Origin of the sequence: Magnetospirillum sp. UT-4, from assembly GCF_902729435.1 — a bacterium.
Lineage (GTDB): Bacteria > Pseudomonadota > Alphaproteobacteria > Rhodospirillales > Magnetospirillaceae > Magnetospirillum.
This window is the reverse complement of record NZ_CACVCG010000040.1, coordinates 1-15287: the sequence shown is the minus strand read 5'-3', so window position 1 is coordinate 15287 and position 15287 is coordinate 1. Positions and strand designations below refer to the sequence as shown.

At 68.6% G+C, this 15287-nt stretch carries 15 protein-coding genes; 11 read left to right on the top strand and 4 right to left on the bottom strand.

Annotated elements, in window-relative coordinates:
- Positions 1-38 precede the first annotated feature (38 nt).
- Complete coding sequence (locus MTBUT4_RS04650) at positions 39-641, top strand: hypothetical protein (RefSeq protein WP_173978499.1); 603 nt, start codon at positions 39-41, stop codon at positions 639-641.
- 6 nt (positions 642-647) lie between these two features.
- Here the strand turns inward: MTBUT4_RS04650 and MTBUT4_RS04645 are convergent, their stop codons facing one another.
- The 4 genes from MTBUT4_RS04645 to MTBUT4_RS04630 form a co-directional block, all read right to left on the bottom strand.
- A complete protein-coding gene (locus MTBUT4_RS04645; protein ID WP_173978498.1) occupies positions 648-1445 on the bottom strand; it encodes an ABC transporter permease subunit in 798 nt (265 codons plus the stop codon).
- Positions 1442-2347, bottom strand: coding sequence for an ABC transporter permease subunit (locus MTBUT4_RS04640; RefSeq protein WP_173978497.1), 906 nt, complete (start codon positions 2345-2347; stop codon positions 1442-1444). The genes MTBUT4_RS04645 and MTBUT4_RS04640 overlap by 4 nt, the downstream gene beginning before the upstream one ends.
- 172 nt (positions 2348-2519) lie before the next feature.
- Positions 2520-3602, bottom strand: coding sequence for an ABC transporter ATP-binding protein (locus MTBUT4_RS04635; protein ID WP_173978496.1), 1083 nt, complete (start codon positions 3600-3602; stop codon positions 2520-2522).
- A gap of 10 nt (positions 3603-3612) precedes the next feature.
- Positions 3613-4716, bottom strand: a complete 1104-nt coding sequence (locus tag MTBUT4_RS04630; protein WP_173978495.1) for a polyamine ABC transporter substrate-binding protein — start codon at positions 4714-4716, stop codon at positions 3613-3615.
- 204 nt (positions 4717-4920) lie between these two features.
- On the opposite strand from MTBUT4_RS04630, the gene MTBUT4_RS04625 reads away from it, so the two are divergent.
- The 10 genes from MTBUT4_RS04625 (at position 4921) to nhaD (ending at position 15235) form a co-directional block, all read left to right on the top strand.
- Positions 4921-5478 carry a hypothetical protein gene (locus tag MTBUT4_RS04625; RefSeq protein ID WP_173978494.1) on the top strand — a complete coding sequence of 186 codons (558 nt, stop codon included), beginning with the start codon at positions 4921-4923 and terminating at the stop codon, positions 5476-5478.
- 322 nt (positions 5479-5800) lie between these two features.
- A complete protein-coding gene (locus tag MTBUT4_RS04620) occupies positions 5801-6076 on the top strand; it encodes a DUF2249 domain-containing protein (protein ID WP_173978493.1) in 276 nt (91 codons plus the stop codon).
- 121 nt (positions 6077-6197) lie between these two features.
- Positions 6198-6326, top strand: coding sequence for a hypothetical protein (locus tag MTBUT4_RS19675; RefSeq protein ID WP_256367216.1), 129 nt, complete (start codon positions 6198-6200; stop codon positions 6324-6326).
- Positions 6305-7960 carry an ATP-binding protein gene (locus MTBUT4_RS04615; RefSeq protein ID WP_173978492.1) on the top strand — a complete coding sequence of 552 codons (1656 nt, stop codon included), beginning with the start codon at positions 6305-6307 and terminating at the stop codon, positions 7958-7960. The genes MTBUT4_RS19675 and MTBUT4_RS04615 overlap by 22 nt, the downstream gene beginning before the upstream one ends.
- Complete coding sequence (locus MTBUT4_RS04610) at positions 7944-8549, top strand: response regulator transcription factor (RefSeq protein WP_173978491.1); 606 nt, start codon at positions 7944-7946, stop codon at positions 8547-8549. The genes MTBUT4_RS04615 and MTBUT4_RS04610 overlap by 17 nt, the downstream gene beginning before the upstream one ends.
- A gap of 753 nt (positions 8550-9302) precedes the next feature.
- A complete protein-coding gene (locus MTBUT4_RS04605; RefSeq protein ID WP_173978490.1) occupies positions 9303-9569 on the top strand; it encodes a DUF4212 domain-containing protein in 267 nt (88 codons plus the stop codon).
- 13 nt (positions 9570-9582) lie between these two features.
- Complete coding sequence (locus MTBUT4_RS04600) at positions 9583-11349, top strand: sodium:solute symporter family protein (RefSeq protein WP_173978489.1); 1767 nt, start codon at positions 9583-9585, stop codon at positions 11347-11349.
- Positions 11350-11454: 105 nt separating this feature from the next.
- Complete coding sequence (locus tag MTBUT4_RS04595) at positions 11455-13311, top strand: DUF294 nucleotidyltransferase-like domain-containing protein (protein ID WP_173978488.1); 1857 nt, start codon at positions 11455-11457, stop codon at positions 13309-13311.
- Between the two features lie 13 nt (positions 13312-13324).
- Entirely contained in the window at positions 13325-13831 is a 507-nt protein-coding gene (locus MTBUT4_RS04590; RefSeq protein WP_173978487.1) for a hypothetical protein, read from the top strand.
- 30 nt (positions 13832-13861) lie between these two features.
- Entirely contained in the window at positions 13862-15235 is a 1374-nt protein-coding gene (gene nhaD / locus MTBUT4_RS04585) for a sodium:proton antiporter NhaD (RefSeq protein WP_173978486.1), read from the top strand.
- Positions 15236-15287 lie beyond the last annotated feature (52 nt).

Sequence of the window (15287 nt, the reverse complement as noted above, 5' to 3'; positions counted from 1 at the left end):
TTTAAGACGTTCGCATAGGCTCTGAGAGGGAGGACGCCATGCTGTTCAGATCGGTCGAGGCCTATGTGGAGGCCCTGCAGAAGGATCACTCCCTGGCGATGATCCCGATGGGGATGGTGGCCGAATTCAAGGGCATCACCCGCTCGGCGGTGTCGGAGCAGATCAAGGCCGGCCAGTTGGAAAGCATCTCGGTGAAGGGCCGCAGCAAGACCTGGAAGGGGGTGACCCCGAAGGCGCTGTTCGCCCAGGCCGCCCGCATCGAGGGCGACACCCGCGAACGCCGGGCCAAGGTGCTGCGGTCGGTGTCCAACGCCGCCGTTGCCGGTCGGCTGATTCCCTACAGCGAGGTGATGGAGGCGGCCGGACTGTCGTCGCGCAACCCGCGCCACCGCGGCGTCATCGGCGCCCTGCTCACCGACCTGTCGCAGGAAAGCTGGCGCGAACACGGCTTCCTGGTCAGCTGCATCGTCATCCAGAAGGCATCGGGGCGGCCCAACGGCCTGTTCTTCGAACTGGCGCGGACCCTGGGCGCGCTGCCCGAGGACGGCGACCCCGACGCGTTCTGGCAGGCCGAGTGCCTGAAGCTCTATGCCGCCATGACCGCCAAGCCGAAGGAGGCGCAGGAGCGCCGCGCCGGGTAGAGGCTGTCACCCGCCGCGCCGGGCGGCCATCAGCCGCCAGGCCAGCACGATCAGCACCGCCACCACGGCGACGATGAGGGTGCCGAGGGCGTTGATCTGGGGGCTCACCCCCAGGCGCACCGACGAGAACACCTCGATGGGCAGGGTGGTGGCGCCGGGACCCGAGACAAACTGCGCCACCACCACGTCGTCCAGCGACAGGGTGAAGGCCAGCAGCCAGGCCGCCGCCAGCGACGGCGCGATGACCGGCAGGGTGATGACCAGGAACACCTTCAGGGGCCGCGCCCCCAGATCCATGGCCGCCTCCTCCAGGCTGCGGTCCATCTGCGCCAGGCGCGAGCGCACCACCACGGTGGCATAGGCCATGCCCATGGTGGAATGGGCGATGGCGATGGTGGCGAAGCCGCGTCCGTCGGGCCAGCCCACCGCCTGTTCCAGCGCCACGAACAGCAGCAGCAGCGCCAGGCCCAGGATCACCTCGGGCATCACCAGCGGCGCGGTGACCAGCCCGTTGAACAGCATCCGGCCGCGAAAGCGGCCCAGCCGCACCAGCACCACCGCCGCCAGCACCCCCAGCGCCAGCGCCGCGGTGGCGCTGGTGGCGGCGACCTTCAGCGACAGCCAGGCGGCATCGAGGAACGCTTCGTTGCGGGTCAGCTCGCCATACCACTTGGTCGAGAACCCGCCCCAGACGTTGACCACCCGCGAGGCGTTGAACGACCACGCCACCAGCAGGCCGATGGGCAGGTACAGGAAGGCGTAGCCGAACAGCAGCGCCGCCAGAAGGCCACCCGATCGCCTCATTTCTCCTCCGGCTCCAGGCGGGCCTGCAGGCGGTTGAACACGGCGATGGGCAGCGCCAGCGCCGCCAGCATGGACACCGCCAGGGCGGCCGCCGTCGGCCAGTCGCGGCTGAAGGCGAAGACGTCCCACAGCGCCTTGCCCAGCATCTGGGTGTCGCCGCCGCCCAAGAGGTCGGGGATGACGTATTCACCCACCGCCGGCACGAACACCAGCATGGAGCCGGCCACCACCCCGGGCAGCGACAGCGGCAGCGTCACCGACAGGAACGCCCGCCAGGGCCGCGCCCCCAGATCGGCGGCCGCCTCGAGCAGCGACGGATCGAGCTTTTCCAGGGTGGCGTAGAGCGGCAGCACCATGAACGGCAGGTAGGAATAGACGATGCCGATATAGACCGCGGCATCGGTGTTGAGGATCACCAGCGGCTCGGAAATCACCCCCGCCCACAGCAGCGCGCCGTTCAGCAGCCCCTCGTCCTTGAGGATGCCCATCCAGGCGTAGACCCGGATCAGGAACGAGGTCCAGAACGGCAGGATGATCAGCAGCAGCAGCGGCCCGCGCCGGTCGGGCCGGGCCCGGGCGATGCCCAGCGCCATGGGATAGCCGATCAGCAGGCACAGCAGCGTCGAGACCAGGGCGATGCCCACCGACTGGAAATAGGCGCCGACGTAGAGGTCGTCCTCGAACAGAAGCGCGAAGTTCTCCAGCGTCGCCCGCACCCCCACCAGGGCGCCGTCGGCGAAGTCCAGGATGGGCTCGTAGGGCGGCACCCCGGCGCGCATCTCGGACAGGCTGATCTTGCCGACGATCAGCAGCGGCACCAGGAAGAACAGCACCAGCCAGGCATAGGGCACCGCCAGCACCAGCGCCCGCCCGACCCCGCCGCGCCAGCCGCCTACGCGCATGACCAACTCCTCCCTCCCCCCTTGTGGGGGAGGGTTGGGGTGGGGGGTGAACCGCGTCGGCGCTTGAGTGTGCGACTCCACCCCGCCCCCGACCCCTCCCCATCAAGGGGAGGGGAGCAGAAAAGGAAAGACCCCTCCCCATCAAGGGGAGGGGAGATTTGCGGGATACGCGTCACCGCAGCACCACCGCGTTGCCGGGGTGCCAGGTCAGCGCCACCGCATCGTCCCAGGTGATCGCCGGTTCCGAGGAATGGCGCAGATTGGCGGCGGTGACCATGGCGACCGCGCCCGAGGGCAGGCGGACATGGTAGATGGAGACGTCGCCGAGATAGGCGATCTCCACCACCCTGCCGGTCAGCGCGCCGGGGGGCGCGGTGCCGTCGTCGCGGCTCATGGCGATCTTCTCGGGCCGCACCATCACCGTCACCATCCCGCCGATCTCGGCCGTGCCGGCCACCGCCAGCGGCGCCTCGATGCCGGGGACGCGGATCTCGAGCACGCCGTCCGCGCCGGCCGCCACCCGTCCGTCGAAGAAATTGGCGATGCCGATGAAGTCGGCGACCACGCGGTTGGCCGGGTATTCATAGATTTCGTGCGGGGTGCCGACCTGCAGCACGCGGCCCTTGTCCATCACCGCGATGCGGGTGGACATGGTCATCGCCTCCTCCTGGTCGTGGGTGACCATGACGAAGGTGACGCCCACCTTTTCCTGGATGTTGACCAGCTCGAACTGGGTCTGCTCGCGCAGCTTCTTGTCCAGCGCCGACAGCGGCTCGTCCAGCAGCAGCACCTTGGGCCGCTTGACCAGGCTGCGCGCCAGCGCCACCCGCTGGCGCTGGCCGCCCGACAGCTGATGCGGCCGCCGCCCGGCGAAGTCGCCCATCTGCACCAGATCGAGGGCCGCCGCCACCCGTTCCCGGATCTCGGGCCGGGGCACCCCGTCCTGCTTCAGGCCGAAGGCGACGTTGTCGGCGACGCTCATGTGCGGGAACAGGGCGTAGGACTGGAACATCATGTTCACCGGCCGCTCGTAGGGCGGCACGTCGGTGACGTCCGCCCCGCCGATCAGCACCCGACCTGCCGACGGGCTCTCGAACCCGGCCAGCATCCTGAGCAGCGTGGTCTTGCCGCAGCCCGAGGGGCCGAGCAGGGAGAAGAACTCCCCCTCGGCGATCTCGATATCGATGCCGGCGACCGCCTCGGTGTCGCCGAACCGCTTCTCGATGCCCTCCAGGCGGATGGCGATGGCGGCCAAGGCCGGCGCCCTATTTCTTGGCGGCGCGGAACTTGGACCAGGCGCGGCTGCGGGCGCGGTCGTAGTCGCGGCCGGCCGGCGGCGGCGGGGTGTGCAGCTTGGCCTGCACCGCCGCCGGCGGGAAGATCACCGGGTCCTTGGCGATGGCCGGGTCGGTCTTGTCCATGGCCGCCGGCACCGCGTTGGCATAGCCGACCTCGTTGGTGATGCCGGCGATCACGTCGGGGCGCAGGATGAAGTTGATGAAGGCGTGCGCCGCCTCGGGATGGGGGGCGTCGGCGGGAATGGCCATGACGTCGATGTTGACCAGGGCGCCTTCCTTGGGGATGACGATGGCGATGTCCTGCTTCTTCTTGGCCTCGGCGGCGCGGCTGCGCGACTGCACCAGATCGCCGACATAGCCGTGGGCCAGGCAGATGTCGCCGTTGGCGAGATCGGCGCGGTAGCGCTCGGAATTGACGTAGCGGTAATTGGGGCGCAGCGGCGTCAGCGCCTCCATGGCGGCGGCCAGGCTGTCCGCATTCTGCACCTGGGGGTCCTTGCCCCGGTAGATCTGCATGGCCGGCACCGCCTCGGTCGGAGTGTCGAGCAGCGACACGCCGCAGCCCTTGAACCGGGACACCACCGCCGGATCGAACAGCATCGCCCACGAGTCCACGGGCGCGTCGGGCATCGCCTTCCCGATCTTGTCGACGTTGTAGGCGAAGCCGGTGGCCGCCATCATGTAGGGGACGCCGAAGCGGTTGCCGGGATCGACCTTGGCCAGGTTGGCCATGACGCCCTTGTCCAGGCCGGCGGCGTTGGGCAGCCTGGCGACGTCGAGGGGCTGGTACATGCCCGCCTTGACCTGGGCGGCGAAGAACGGCGAGGCCGAGGGGAACACCACGTCATAGCCCGACTTGCCCGCCGACAGCTTGGTGTCGAGGATCTCGTTGTCGGCGTAGGTGTCGTACTTCACCTTGATGCCGGTTTCCCGGGTGAAGGTCTCCAGGGTGTCCTTGGCGATGTAGTCCGACCAGTTGTAGACGTTGACCACCTTGTCCTCGGCGTGGGCCGGCAGGACGGCGAGGCCGGCCAGGGCGGCGGCGGCGAGACGGGTCAGGCGAGCGAGCATGGGCTGTCCCCCCAATGGCTGATGCGTGGCAGGATCGGGCGGCACCCCCCGGCCCCGCCTCGCCCCGGATATTCCGCCGCACCGCACACCGAGTCAATAACGGGGGAGCCTCGGACCGCCGACACCTATTGCATTGGTTTCGCGCTTGAACGACATTGTCCGCGATGGCGGAACTCTCCCCCGCCGCGTGCGAAGACAGGCGTCATGGGCTTTTCGACGGTCCTCATCATCAGTCTGGCGGCCGGTGTCATCCTGATCGTCGGCGGCGGCCTGATGATGTACATGGGCAACCTGGTCAAGTCCGCCTACGAGATCAAGGTGCAGATCAACACCGAGGTCGAGGAACGGCTGGGCAAGATGGGCGAGGACCTCGACAAGAAGTCCCGCTGGATCAAGCGTGACCTGCTGGAGGAGATCGAGAAGATCAAGGCCAACATGCACGCCGAGAACGCCGCCAAGGTGGGGGAATTGCTGACGCCGCTGCTGGCCCGCATCGAAACGCTGGAAGCGGCGCTGAAGAACGAGCGGGCCGACTGGAACAAGGCGGTCGAGTCGGACCGCGCCATGCTCACCAATCTCGACAACCGGGTGAAAGCCCTGACCAAGCAAATCAAGGGCGGCGACGCCACGGGCGAACCGGCGGCCAAGCCGACCCCCCCTGCCGCCGGCGCTCCGGCCGCCGGCGCGGCCCCGGCCCCGGCCCCGGCCCCGGCAAAACCCGCAACCGCGGCGCCGGTGAGCCAGACGCTGCAGGAATTCTGACGGCTTCGTAAGGCCCGGTGCTCGCGTCCCCAGCTTGATACGTCATGCCCGGGCATCGACACGGCGCGGCCTAACTCATTGATTCATGAAGCGTCCGGGCGGACCCACGGTAGATCGCCGGGTCAAGCCCGGCGATGATGAGTGGGGCGCAAAGACTACCCAGAACTCGCCGTGCCCGCACAATCGTTGCTGCGCCCGCATCGCCGGCGCGACCCCCGGCGCTGACGACGGCCGGCCCGGCTGTCCCTTGACCGCCATCAATCCGGGACTCGCGGCCGGCCGCTAGGGTCGGGTCCGACACCAGCTTCCGGAGGACAACGCAGTGACCGAGGTCGTTCTTGACGTGCGCACGATCCAGCCGCAGGACCGTCACACCACCATTTTTTCGGCCTTCGACGCCGTGCCGGCAGAGGGGGCGGTGATCATCGCCGCCGACCACGACCCGCGGCCGCTGTTCCATCAGTTCAACGCCCGGCGCCCGGGCGAATTCGACTGGAGCTATCTCGAATCCGGACCCGAGGTGTGGCGGGTGCGCATCGGGCGGGTCGCCGCCGCGCCGACCGAGCGGGGCGCCTCCTGCTGCGGCACCTGCGGCTGAGACCGGGCCGGCGCGGACGCGGTCGGCGCCGGCGATCGCCCTGATCTTCGCCCTCCCTGCCGCCCGGCCGCTCTGCTACGCTGGATCGCACTGCATTGGCGCGTTGGCACGGAGCGGACACATGGCACCTGGCATTCGGCTGCGACCGGCCATCACCCTTGCCGCGCTCCGGCTCGCCGCCCCGCAGGCCGACGCTCTGGAGCCGGCATCGACCGGGGTGGCGGCCGCATGGCTGAAGGCCCTGCCCTGAGCCCCGCCCCCGTCAGCATCCCCGACCTTGGGACGGCGCCGGGCCGGCAGATCCTGCGCTGGGCGGCCTTCGTGCTGCTGTTCATCGCCCTCGACCGCCTGAGTTTCGTCGACGACCTGCTCGGCATCTCGGTCACTCCGTGGAGCCCCAAGACCGGCCTCGCCGTCGCCTTCCTGCTGATCCGGGGCGCGGCGCAATGGCCGGTGGTGGCGCTGGCCTCGGTGCTGGCCGACCTGCTGATCCGCGACATGCCGCTGGGCGCGTCCATTCCCAGCGCCGTCAGCTACGCCCTGGTGTTCGCCCTGGCGGCCGGCGCCTTCCGGCGCATCCGTGGGGCGTCGCCGCAGCTGGAGCGGCCGCGCGATCTCGCCCTGTTCATGGTGGTCGCCGCCCTGGCGGTGGTGCCCGCCACCATCTTCCGCATCGTCTTCGTCACCGACCAGCTTCACATGGAGGCCGGCTGGTTCGTGCAGATCCTCACCCGCCGGGTGGTCGGCGACCTGGCCGGGATCGCGCTGTTCGCGCCCCTGTTCGTGCGCTGGGCGGCCCACGGCTGGCGGATCCGGCGGCCAAGCCGGGAGCGCGCCGGCCAGTTCGCCCTGGCGGCGGTGGTGAACTGGGTGGTGTTCGGGCTGGAAAGCACCGACGAGCTGCGCTTCTTCTATGTGCTGTTCCCGCCGGTGATCTGGGTGGCGCTGCGCGGCGGGCTGTTTCCGACCCTGCTGCTGCTGGCCATGACCCAGCTGTGCATCATCGCCGCCACGACGCTGCGCGACCTGCCCGAGCTGACCGTGACGGCGCTGCAGCTGCTGATGCTGACGCTGGCGGTCACCGGCATCCTGATGGCCGCCACCGCCGACATGCGCCAGCGCGCCGAGCGCGCCCTGCGCGACCGCTGGAACGAGCTGTCCCGCCTCAGCCGCGTCCATGCCACCAGCGAGATCGCGGCCGGCCTGGCGCACGAGCTGAAGCAGCCGCTGGCCGCCATCCTCAATTTCCTGGCCGCCGGCCGCCGGCTGCTCGACCAGTCGCCGCCGGCCGCCGCCGAGGCCGCCGACAACGTCCGCCTGGCCGAAGCGCAGGTGCTGCGCGCCGACGAGATCGTGCGCCGCATCCGCGATTTCGTGCGCAAGGGCGAGGCGCGGCGCCAGCCGGTCGAGCTGGCCCGCTGCATCCATGAGGCGCAGGCTCTGGTCCAGCCCCTGGCCGAGCGGCACCGCGTCCGCATCGGCTTCGACGAGGGGGCGCCGCTGCCCCGCATCCTCGCCGACGAGATCCAGACCTTGCAGATCCTGGTCAACCTGATGTCCAACGCCATCCAGGCCATCGCCGAGGCCGCGCCGGCCGTCCGCCGGATCGACCTCGCCGCCCGGGTGCTCGCCGGCGGGCGCGAGATCGAGCTGGCGGTGAGCGACAGCGGTCCCGGCCTGTCGGCCGCCATCGTCGAGCAGATCTTCCAGCCCTTCGTCACCGGCCGCCCCGACGGCATCGGTATCGGCCTGTCCATCAGCCGCGCCATGGCCGAGGCGCAGGGCGGCGCCCTGTGGCATGATCCGCCCGAGCCCGGCAAGGGCGCCACCTTCCGCCTGACCCTGCCCATCGTTCCCACGGGTGCCCATGACCGACAAGCCTGACCTCTGGATCGTCGATGACGACCAGGCCGTGACCCAGTCCCTGTGCGCGCTGCTGAACTCGCACGGCTATCGCACCCAGGGCTTCGCCTCGGCCCGCGCCTTCCTCGACTTCATCGCGCCGGACCGGCCGGGCATCCTGGTCAGCGACATCACCATGCCGGGCATGTCCGGCATCGAGCTGCGCCACGCCTTGCTGGAGATGGGAGTGGACGTGCCGGTGGTGTTCATCACCGGCTATGCCGATCTCGGGCTGGCCATCCAGGCGCTGCGCGCCGGCGCCGCCGACTTCATCGAGAAGCCCTTCACCGACGCCGTCCTGCTGGCCAGCCTCGAGCGGGTGGCGGGCCAGGCGGCACCCGCCGCCGACCGCAGCCGCCTGGCCGGCATCCGCGCCCGCTTCGAGACCCTGACCGAGCGCGAACGGGAGGTGATGTCCCTGGTCGCCGCCGGCCTGTCGACCAAGGACGTCGCCCAGCGCCTGGGCATCAGCCCGCGCACCGTCGACATCCACCGCGCCCATCTGGCCGAGAAGATGCGGGCCGCCAGCCTGGCCGAACTGGTGCGCCAGGCGGTGCTGCTGGGGCTGTAAGCGCCGCCGGGCGCCCCCGAAAGGAAAGCGCACTCCGTCGTTCCCGCGCAGGCGGGAACCCAGGAGTCGCGGACAAGCCAGTGGTGCACCCCTGGGTCCCCGCCTGCGCGGGGACGACGGTCAGTGCGCGCGACGAGGCATCACCCCCTCAGATCCCGCCAGGGGATTAACCACAGAGACACAGAGAAGGATGTTTTTTCCTCCGTGCGCTCTTCGTGCCCTTCGTGTCTTCGTGGTGAATCCACTTTTTCACCCCCCGGCACCGGACACCCCGCCCATCCAAAAAAGAAACCCCGGCCCGGGAAGCCCCGGCCGGGGTCAAGGAAAGTGTGGGTACAACAACAAGGTCCAAATGCAACCCGGACGGCGACGGCGCGAAGGCCTGCGGCGGCCGGTATGCGGTCCTCTCTCCTCACCCCTGACGGGGCTCCAATGATGCGGACCGTATATGCCATGAACATGCGGGGTCAAACAAAAATGAAAGTGGAATACACGAAATAAAATACCTAAGTAGCTGTACCTAGGTATTGGTACTTATTTGCGACCTTAGTGATATTTTTCATGTCATAACAGCTCATTGGCCTTCCGTTTTTCTCGACTGACACCTCGCAATCCTGTATCTCTGCCAGGATAGGGGGCGCGGCACGTCTCGATGTGTCCCGACGCGCAGGGTTTCGCTGCGCCGGGGGTCAAGCCGGACGGGTCGCGCATAACAAAAAAGTCGGGAGCACGGAGATGCACGATTTGAAGGCCATGACCGACAAAGAAAGGGAGAACGCAGCCGATTACTGGCGCGCGTCCCTGAAGCTGATTTTCTTTTGCCTTGCCATCTGGTTCGTCGTTTCCTACGGCTTCGGCATCCTGTTCGCCGACGCCCTCAACGCCATCCAGATCGGCGGATTCAAGCTCGGCTTCTGGTTCGCCCAGAACGGCTCGATCTATGTCTTCGTCGCCCTGATCTTCTTCTATGCCGCGCGCATGAACAAGATCGACCGCGAACACGACGTGCACGAAGACTGAGGGGCGGAAAATCATGGATCTCAAGACACTCACCTACATCGTCGTCGGACTGACGTTCGTCCTGTACATCGGCATCGCCATGTGGACCCGCGCCAGCAGCACCGGCGAGTTCTACGTCGCCGGCGGCGGCGTCCATCCCGTGGTCAACGGCATGGCGACCGGCGCCGACTGGATGAGCGCCGCGTCGTTCATCTCCATGGCCGGCCTGATCGCCTTCCTGGGTTACGGCGGCTCGGTCTACCTGATGGGCTGGACCGGCGGCTACGTGCTGCTGGCCATGCTTCTGGCCCCGTACCTGCGCAAATACGGCAAGTTCACGGTGCCCGAGTTCATCGGCGACCGCTACTATTCCAAGGCCGCCCGCATGGTCGCCGTGGTGTGCCTGATCTTCATCTCGTTCACCTATGTCGCCGGCCAGATGCGCGGCGTCGGCATCGTGTTCTCGCGCTTCCTTGAAGTGGAGATCGTCACCGGCCTGATGGTCGGCATGGGCATCGTGTTCATCTACGCGGTGCTGGGCGGCATGAAGGGCATCACCTACACCCAGGTGGCGCAGTACGTGGTGCTGATCACCGCCTACACCATCCCGGCGGTGTTCATCTCGTTCCAGCTGACCGGCAACCCGCTGCCGCAGATGGCCTTCGGCTCGACCCTGTCGGACGGCTCGGGCTTCATGCTCGACCGCCTCAACCAGGTGGTGACCGATCTGGGCTTCGCGGCCTACACCGCGGGCAACAAGTCGACCATCGACATCTTCGCCATCACCTTCGCCCTGATGGTCGGCACCGCCGGCCTGCCGCACGTGATCGTGCGGTTCTTCACCGTGCCGAAGGTGCGTGACGCGCGCTCGTCGGCCGGCTGGGCGCTGGTGTTCATCGCCCTGCTGTACACCGTCGCTCCGGCGGTGGGCGCCATGGCCCGCCTGAACCTGACCACCACGGTGCAGACCGGCGCGGTCGGCTCGCCCGAGGGCAACCTTTCCGCCGAGCAGCGTCCCGAGTGGATGAAGCGCTGGGAACAGACCGGCCTTCTGAAGTTCACCGACAAGAACGGCGACGGCCGCATCCAGTACTACAACGACGGCAACAAGGCCTTCGCCGAGAAGGCCGCCAGCTTCGGCTGGAAGGGCAACGAGCTGAAGGTCGACAACGACATCATGGTGCTGGCCAACCCCGAGATCGCGGGTCTGCCGAACTGGGTGATCGCATTGGTGGCCGCCGGCGGCATCGCCGCCGCGCTGTCCACCGCCGCCGGCCTGCTGCTGGTGATTTCCTCGTCCATCTCGCACGACCTGCTGAAGGGCGCCATCATGCCCGACATCAGCGAGAAGAACGAGCTGATGGCCGGCCGCATCGCCGCGGCGGTGGCCATCGGCATCGCCGGCTATCTCGGCTACAACCCCCCCGGGTTCGTGGCGCAGGTGGTGGCCTTCGCCTTCGGTCTGGCGGCATCGTCCCTGTTCCCGGTCATCCTGATGGGTATCTTCTCGAAGACCGTGAACCGCGAGGGGGCGATCGCCGGCATGCTGACCGGCCTGTTCTTCACCTTCGGCTACATCCTCTACTTCAAGGGCATCTTCATCACCCCGATGGCTCCGAACACGCCCGAGCACTGGCTGTTCGGGATCTCGCCGGAAGGCATCGGCACGGTGGGCATGCTCCTGAACTTCGCCGTGGCGTTCGGCGTGTCCAAGGTCACGGCGGCGCCGCCCGAGCACATCCAGCACATGGTGGAAGACATCCGTCTCCCCGCCGGTGCCGGCACCGCCCAGAGCCACTGAGCGGCGTGCACGATTGAAAAGGCCCCCGCGAGCACCGCTCGCGGGGGTCGTTTTCCGTGTGCTACCCTGGCGCCGCCCGCAAGCGGCCCAATTGATGGAATTCCCATGACCCCCGCCATCGCCGACATCCGCGATTTCCTGTCCGTCCACCACCCCTTCGACCTGCTGCCGATCTCGGCGCTGGACGAGGCCGCCGCCGCCGTCGAGATCGTGCGGGCGGCCAAGGGCACCGTGCTGTGGCAGCCCGGCGACCGGGTCGCGGCGCTCTACGTGGTGCGCAGCGGCGCCGCCGAGACTTTGGACGGCGACGGCCAGCTGCTGGCCCGCATGGGCGAGGGCGAGTGCTTCGGCGTGCGCGCCCTGCTGCGCGACGGGGTGGCGGTCAACCGCACCGAAATCATCGAGGATTGCGAACTGTGGCTGCTGCCCCAGGCGCTGGTGGCGCGGCTGCGCGCCGATCATCCGCCGCTGTCCTATTTCTTCGCCATGTTCGACGGCGGCCGCATCGGCGACGCCATGAAGGCCGGCGCCAAGGAAATGGGCCTGCTGTCCATGCGCATCCAGGACGTGCTGAGCCGGGCGCCGGTCACCGCGCCGGGCGACATCACGGTGCAGGACGCGGCCCGGCGCATGCGCGAGCACAAGGTGTCGGCGCTGATGCTGACCGCGCCCGATGGCGCCCTGGCCGGCATCCTCACCGACCGCGACCTGCGCAGCCGGGTGGTGGCCGAGGGTCTGGCGCTGGACACCCCGGTGGCCGCGGTGATGTCGCACGGGCCCCGCTGCATCGAGGCCACCGACCTGGTGTTCGAAGCCATGCTGGCCATGTCGCGCCACAACATCCACCACCTGCCGGTGCTCGACCACGGCCGGGTGGTCGGCTGCCTGACCACCTCGACGGTGGCCGACACCCATACCCATTCGCCGCTGTTCCTGGCCAAGAAGATCCACCTTGCCGACGCCACCGAGGGCTTGCGCGCGGTGACCGCCCAGATCCCGGCCCTGGTCGAGGACATGGCGGCGGCCGACGCCACCGCCCAGAGCATCGGCCGGGTGGTGTCGGCGCTGACCGACGCGGTGACCGAGCGGCTTCTCGCCCTGGCCGAGGCCCGCCTGGGACCGCCGCCGGTTCCCTATGTCTGGATGGCCGCCGGCTCGCAGGCGCGCCAGGAGCAGACCGCGCTGTCGGACCAGGACAATTGCATGATCCTGGCCGACGCATACGACGAGGCCGCCCACGGTGACTACTTCCGCACCCTCGCCACCTTCGTCACCGACGGGCTGAATGCCTGCGGCTATGTCTACTGCCCGGGCGAGATGATGGCCCGCACCGACCAGTGGCGCCGGCCGCTGGCCGCCTGGCGCGAGTATTTCCGCAAATGGATCGACGAGCCGCAGCCCAAGGCGCTGATGCTGTCCTCGGTGTTCTTCGACCTTCGCGCGGTCCATGGCGATGCCGGCCTGTTCGAAGACCTGCACCGCTCCATCGTCGAGAAGTCCCAGCGCAACCGCATCTTCCAGGCGCACATGGCGCACAACGCCCTGACCCACCGGCCGCCGCTGGGATTCTTCCGCAACCTGGTGCTGGCCTCGGGGGGCGGGCGCGACCACACCCTCGACCTCAAGCACAACGGCATCGTCCCCATCGTCGATCTCGCCCGCGTCCATGGCCTGGCGGCCGGAGTGCCGGCGGTCAACACCTTCGAGCGCATCGAGGCGGCGGGCGCGGCCAAGGCGCTGAGCCAGGACGGCGCCGCCGACCTGCGCGACGCGCTGGAATTCATCAGCATCGTGCGCCTGCGTCACCAGGCCCGCTGCATCCGCGAGGGCCGCAAGCCCGACAATTTCGCCTCGCCCGACGATCTGTCGTCGTTCGACCGCAGCCACCTGAAGGCGGCGTTCAACGTCATCAAGACGCTGCAATCGTCGCTGGCCAACACCTACCAGCTCAGCCGGTTCTGACGGGGCGGAAGCGATGGCGTTCGAACTGATCATCGTTGTCTGCATCGGGCTTGCCGCCGCCGGCGTGTTCCTGCTGGCGGCCCGCCTGCTGGGCTGGCGCGGCGCCCGCAAGGTGGTGCCGCTGGTGGCGGCGCTGGCCATGGTCGGCTACCAGGTCTGGAGCCGCTACACCTGGGCCGAGCGCACGGTGGCGCGGCTGCCCGAGGACTCGGTGGTGATCCAGGCGCTGCCCAAGACCAGCCTGATCGAGCCGTGGACCCTGCTGCGGCCGATGACCGGGGGCCTGGTGGTGATCGACCGCAGCGCGGTCATGACCCATCCCGACCACCCGCATCTGCGGCTGGTGACCACCCGGCTGGTCGAGCAGTATGAAGAAACGCTGACCCTGCCCCAACTGGTCGATTGCGGCCGCCGCCGCCGGGCGCTGACCGGCGCCGACGACGCCCCGCTGCCCGAAGCGGCCGCGTGGATCGAGGGCGGCGAGCCGGCAATGCTTTACGACGCGGTCTGCCCGCGTTAGCCCACCCTGGCAGAAGGAACGAGGACGACCATGGCGACTTGGCGAACCGGATTGGCGGCGGCGGCCGCACTGGCATTGTGGAGCGGCCCGGCCTGGGCCGCCGGCGGGGCGGCCCTGGACCTCACCGGCTCGTGGGTCGGCTTCGCCGCGCTGGCGGTGTTCGCCCTCGCCTACGGCCTGGTCATCGCCGAGGAGGCCACCCACCTGCGCAAGTCCAAGCCGGTGGTGGTCGCCGCCGGCGTGATGTGGGTGCTGGTGGCCGTCGCCTACGCCGTCGAGGGCCAGAGCGAGCACGTGGCCGTGGCGGTCCGCCACGTCATCCTGGAATATTCCGAGCTGATGCTGTTCCTGCTGGTCGCCATGACCTACGTGAACGCCCTCGATGAACGCAAGGTGTTCGAGGCGCTGCGGTCGTGGCTGGTGCGCTCGGGCTTCAGCTATCGCAAGCTGTTCTGGCTGACCGGCACCCTGGCCTTCTTCATCTCGCCGGTGGCCGACAACCTGACCACCGCGCTGCTGATGTGCGCCGTGGTGATGGCGGTGGGTGTCGGCCAGCGCGGCTTCGTCGCGGTCAGTTGCATCAACATCGTGGTGGCGGCCAATGCCGGCGGCGCCTTCAGCCCGTTCGGCGACATCACCACCCTGATGGTGTGGCAGAAGGGGGTGGTCCAATTTTCCGAATTCTTCGCCCTGTTCATCCCCTCGGTGGTGAACTTCCTGGTGCCGGCGGCGCTGATGCACTTCTCTCTGCCCAAGGGGGCGCCCCATTCCAGCGGCGAGGTGGTCTCCATGCTGCCCGGCGCCCGGCGCATCCAGGCGCTGTTCGCGCTGACCATCGCCACCGCGGTCTGCTTCCACAACTTCCTGCACCTGCCGCCGGTGCTGGGCATGATGACCGGGCTGGGGCTGCTGCAGCTGTTCGGCTATTACCTGAAGCGCAAGGCGCACAAGACCCAGGACTACCCCTACGACGTCTTCCGCAAGATCGCCCGCGTCGAGTGGGATACCCTGCTGTTCTTCTACGGCGTCATGATGTGCGTCGGCGCCCTGGGGGTGATCGGCTACCTGACCATGGTGTCGAACCTGCTTTACGTCGATCTCGGCCCCACCACCGCCAACATCCTGATCGGCATCGCCTCGGCCATCTTCGACAACATCCCGCTGATGTTCGCGGTGCTGACCATGCAGCCCGACATGTCGCTGGGGCAATGGCTGCTGATCACCCTGACGGCGGGCGTCGGCGGCTCGATGCTGTCCATCGGCTCGGCCGCCGGCGTGGCGCTGATGGGGCAGGCGCGCGGGATCTACACCTTCTCGTCGCACCTGCGCTGGAGCTGGGCGGTGGCTGCCGGCTACGCCGCCAGCATCGCCGCCCACAAGGTGGTCAATTCCAGCCTGTTCTGACGGTCGGAGCCAGCCCCATTCGGGCCTCATCCTGAGGAGGCCGCGTCAGCGG